The sequence below is a fragment of the Paraburkholderia sp. genome, assembly GCF_036488505.1.
Lineage (GTDB): Bacteria > Pseudomonadota > Gammaproteobacteria > Burkholderiales > Burkholderiaceae > Paraburkholderia.
In genome coordinates this window covers 1-3,882 of record NZ_DASXHN010000096.1, presented here as the reverse complement: position 1 = coordinate 3,882, position 3,882 = coordinate 1, and the positions used below count along the sequence as shown (strand labels likewise).

Below are 3,882 nucleotides of genomic sequence, written 5' to 3'. Positions count from 1 at the left end.
CATCCGTACACCGCCGCCTGTTCTCTTGCCCTTGCCGAGGCCGCGCTAGACGGTTCCTGTCGCGGCGTAGACCCGCCATCGCATCAACCTGAACAGAAAGGCCATCGGCGCGTCAGCTTCGCGCCATCTGCGTTGCGTATGCTCTGAATCACGGACAGTCAGGAACGCAAATGGACTCTTCTCCACTCTTCATCGTCGGTTCGCCGCGATCCGGAACGACCTTCCTGTGTTCCGTGCTCAACGTGCATCCGCTGATCCAGCTGACCAACGAATGCCGCGTCTTTGCGTTGCTCAAGCACACGCTGGAGATCGGCGCGCATCGCCCCGATCTGCTCGGCGCGGGCTACCGTGAGCGCTTTTCCAGTTTTAGCCGGCGCACGCTCGGTCCGTGGGTCGAGCGCTTCTATCGAGAAGAGCTTGGGCTCACTGCGCCGATATGGGGAGACAAGCACCCGCCCTATGCCGACCCCACGTTGCTGTCCGGACGCACCGGGTCGATCGCGCGCGAGCCGCATTCAGGTTCATGTCTGCGGTTGATACGCGAGTTGCTGCCGAATGCGCGCTTCATTCATATCCATCGCGATCCGCGTCACGTGGCGAACTCGCTGTTGCACAAGCACTGGATCGGATCGATCGAAGAGGGAATACGCGTGTGGGAGCAGTATGTGAGCGAGATCATCGAGTTCTTCGATGACATTCCGACACAGCACGGGCACACGGTTTCGTATCGGTCGCTGATCGAAGACCCCTACGCGACCGCGGCGGGCATCGGCCAGTTTCTCGATCTCGCCGACGCGGCGCCGATCAGCGACTTTCTGGTGTCGCAGCGCCATCGCCCGACGCCATTCAGCGATCCGGTGACCGATATCGCCGATCTCTATGTCGTACGGGACGCTCCCGCAGGCGACCAGAAACTGCTCGCACTCGGGGGGACGGCGGCAACGCATCTGGGGTACGCGGCGGCATGAGGCATTGGCCACGCGCACAGCACCAGTGACACAGCGGGGATCTGAGCGTGCTACCGGCGCACGCTTAGTAACCTGCCGTGCAGCATTACTGCTGCACGCCCCAGCGCCGAACCGTCACGCGTTCGAGCGTATCAAACACGAGATGCTCGATCAGCAGACCGATCACGATCACCGCCGCGAGCCCCGCGAACACGCGGTCCGTATACAGCTCGTTGCGATTCTGGAAGATGTACCAGCCGAGTCCGCCGCTACCGGAACTCGCGCCGAACACGAGCTCCGCGGCAATCAGCGTGCGCCATGCAAACGCCCAGCCCACCCGCAGGCCGGCCAGTATCGACGGCAGCGCCGCCGGCACGAGGATCAGCAGCACATGCCGTAGACCCGTCAGACCGTAATTGCGTCCCGTCATACGCAGCGTGGCCGGCACCGACTGAAAGCCCGAATACGTATTGAGCGCGAGCGGCCACAGCACGGCGTGCACCAGTACGAACAGCAGACTGCCGGTGCCCAGGCCGAACCACAGCAAGGCGAGCGGCAGCAATGCGATGGACGGCAGCGGATTGAACATCGCGGTCAGCATCGACAGCAGATCGCGCCCAACCCGCGTCGACACAGCCAGTGACGTGAGCACGAACGCGCACGCGGTGCCGAGCAGATAGCCGCGCACCAGCACCGACATCGACACCGCAGTCTTCACGAGCAGTTCACCGGACCACACACCCTGCACGAACGCACTGAACGTCGCGCCGAAAGTCGGCAGCAGCAGATCGTTGTCGATCGCCCGCGCGGCGATTTCCCATGCCGCGATCAGCACCAGCGCAATCAGCGATTTGCGCAGCCAGCCGTGCGTAAACAGCCGTTTGAGCGGCGGCAGCGGCGCTTCGAGCGCGATATCCCCGGGCGCCTCGAGCGGGCGCTCATACTCGTCGCGAACCGGCGGCAGTAACGTGGCGGAAGGACTCATTGCGGACCTTTCGTCTCTTCGAACAGCAACTGATGAATACGCGCGACGCTGCGCTGAAAATCGGCACGGCCGAAGCTGTCCTGCGAATATTGATGACTGTTCAGCTCGGCCCGCACGCGGCCCGGATGCGGCGACAGCAGCAGAATCCGGTTTCCCACCACCAGCGCCTCCTCGATCGAATGGGTGACGAACAGCAGCGTGAAATTCACCTCTTCCCATAGCCGCAGCAATTCCTCCTGCATCTTGCGGCGGGTGAGCGCGTCGAGCGCGGCAAACGGTTCGTCCATCAGCAGCACGCGCGGCTGCATCGCGAGCGCACGTGCGATCGCAACGCGCTGCTTCATGCCGCCCGACAACGTATGCGGATAAGCATCCGCGAACGCGGCGAGCCCGACTTTCTCGAGGTAATGCAGCGCGCGCTCGTGGGCTTCCGCTTTCGACAGCTTCTTTGCCACGCGCAGCGGAAACGCGACGTTCTGTACGACCGTCTTCCACGGCGGCAACTGATCGAACTCCTGGAACACGACGATGCGATCGGCGCCAGGACCGCGCACGCGCTGACCGTCGAGCGAAATGGCGCCGGCGCTCGGTTCGATAAATCCCGCTACCGCCTTGAGCAACGTGGATTTGCCGCAACCGGACGGACCGAGCAGCACGAATCGGTCGCCGCCATAGACGTCGAAGCTCACATCATGGGTCGCGCGCACGATCCGCTCGCGGGTGCGGTATTCGAGGCTGACGTTCTCGACCGCGAGCAGTTTGCCGCTCGTTGCGGGCGCGCTTTGCGTCGCGCGGTCGGGAAACAGAAGCGTTGGATTGGCCACCATCAGCGCGCTCCCTGTAAGTGAATCTTGTCGGTGGGCGAGCACGCGCGCTTGCCCGATAGCGAAGCGAAAACAGCCGGACTCATATTTAGCTTCCCGCGGCCGTCGCCGGATCGTCGAAGAAATAGTCTTTCCACGACGTGGGTTCGTTTTTGATCGCCCCGACACGATGCATGAACTGTGCGAGCCCAAACGTGTTCTGCGGGGCGATCTTGAATTGCACCTGCGGATTCGTGATGATCTTCACCAGCAGATTGCGATCGATCTTCGATTGGTTCGTGCGTATGTAGATATCCGCGGCGGCCTGCGGATTCGCGTTGATGAAATGCGCGGCGTCGGCGAGCGCATCGACAAACGCCCGATAGGTCTTCGGATTGTCGCGGCGGAACTTTTCCGTCGCATACAGTACCGTCGCCGAACTCGGCCCGCCGAGCACATCGTATGAACTGAGCACGATATGCGCTTTCGGATTGCCGGCGAGTTCCTGCTCCTGGAACGGCGGGTTGCCGAAGTGCCCGGTAATTTCAGTGCCGCCAGCGATGATCGCCGCGGCTGCGTCGGGATGGGGCAATGCCTCGGTGAACTTGTCGAGCCGGTTGTAATCCTTGTCGCCCCATCGTTTGGCCGCCGCGTATTGCAACACCCGCGATTGCACCGACACGTTCACCGCCGGCACCGCGATGCGGTCCTTCTGCGTGAAATCGGCAATCGTCTTCACGCTGGGATCGTTGCTGACGAGGTAGTACGGCAGATTGCCGAGCGACGCGACGCCCTTCACATTCTGCTTGCCGCGCGTGCGATCCCAGACCGTCAGCAACGGCCCGACGCCGGCACCGGCGATGTCGATCGCGCCTGATAGCAATGCATCGTTGACCGCCGCGCCGCCAGAAAGCTTGACCCAGTCGACCTTGATATCGAGCCCCTGCTTGCGTCCCTCGGTTTCGATAAAACGCTGGTCGCGCGCGACGTTCAACAGCAGATAGACGATGCCGAACTGTTCGGCCACGCGAATCTCGCCCTCGGCATGCGCGGGCGCCGCGACGGCGACACCTGCGGCGCCGATCGACAAGCTCAGCAAAATAGCGGTGAAACGGCGGGAAAACGACAGCCGTGCGGCGGTCGTGCG

The 3,882-nt window shown here is 62.8% G+C and carries 4 protein-coding genes; 1 reads left to right on the top strand and 3 read right to left on the bottom strand.

Annotation, left to right across the window (positions count from 1 at the left end):
• The first annotated feature begins 170 nt into the window (after window positions 1–170).
• Window positions 171–968 carry a sulfotransferase gene (locus VGH68_RS05420; protein WP_331602495.1) on the top strand — a complete coding sequence of 266 codons (798 nt, stop codon included), beginning with the start codon at window positions 171–173 and terminating at the stop codon, window positions 966–968.
• A gap of 85 nt (window positions 969–1,053) precedes the next feature.
• Here VGH68_RS05420 and VGH68_RS05415 read toward each other — a convergent pair whose 3' ends face one another.
• From VGH68_RS05415 to VGH68_RS05405, 3 genes are all read right to left on the bottom strand, one after another.
• Complete coding sequence (locus tag VGH68_RS05415) at window positions 1,054–1,932, bottom strand: ABC transporter permease (RefSeq protein WP_331602494.1); 879 nt, start codon at window positions 1,930–1,932, stop codon at window positions 1,054–1,056.
• Complete coding sequence (locus VGH68_RS05410) at window positions 1,929–2,759, bottom strand: ABC transporter ATP-binding protein (RefSeq protein WP_331602493.1); 831 nt, start codon at window positions 2,757–2,759, stop codon at window positions 1,929–1,931. Before VGH68_RS05410 ends, VGH68_RS05415 begins: the two co-directional genes overlap by 4 nt.
• Before the next feature lie 85 nt (window positions 2,760–2,844).
• Window positions 2,845–3,882, bottom strand: a 1,038-nt coding sequence (locus tag VGH68_RS05405) for an ABC transporter substrate-binding protein (RefSeq protein WP_331602492.1), incomplete at its 5' end; no start/stop codon positions are given.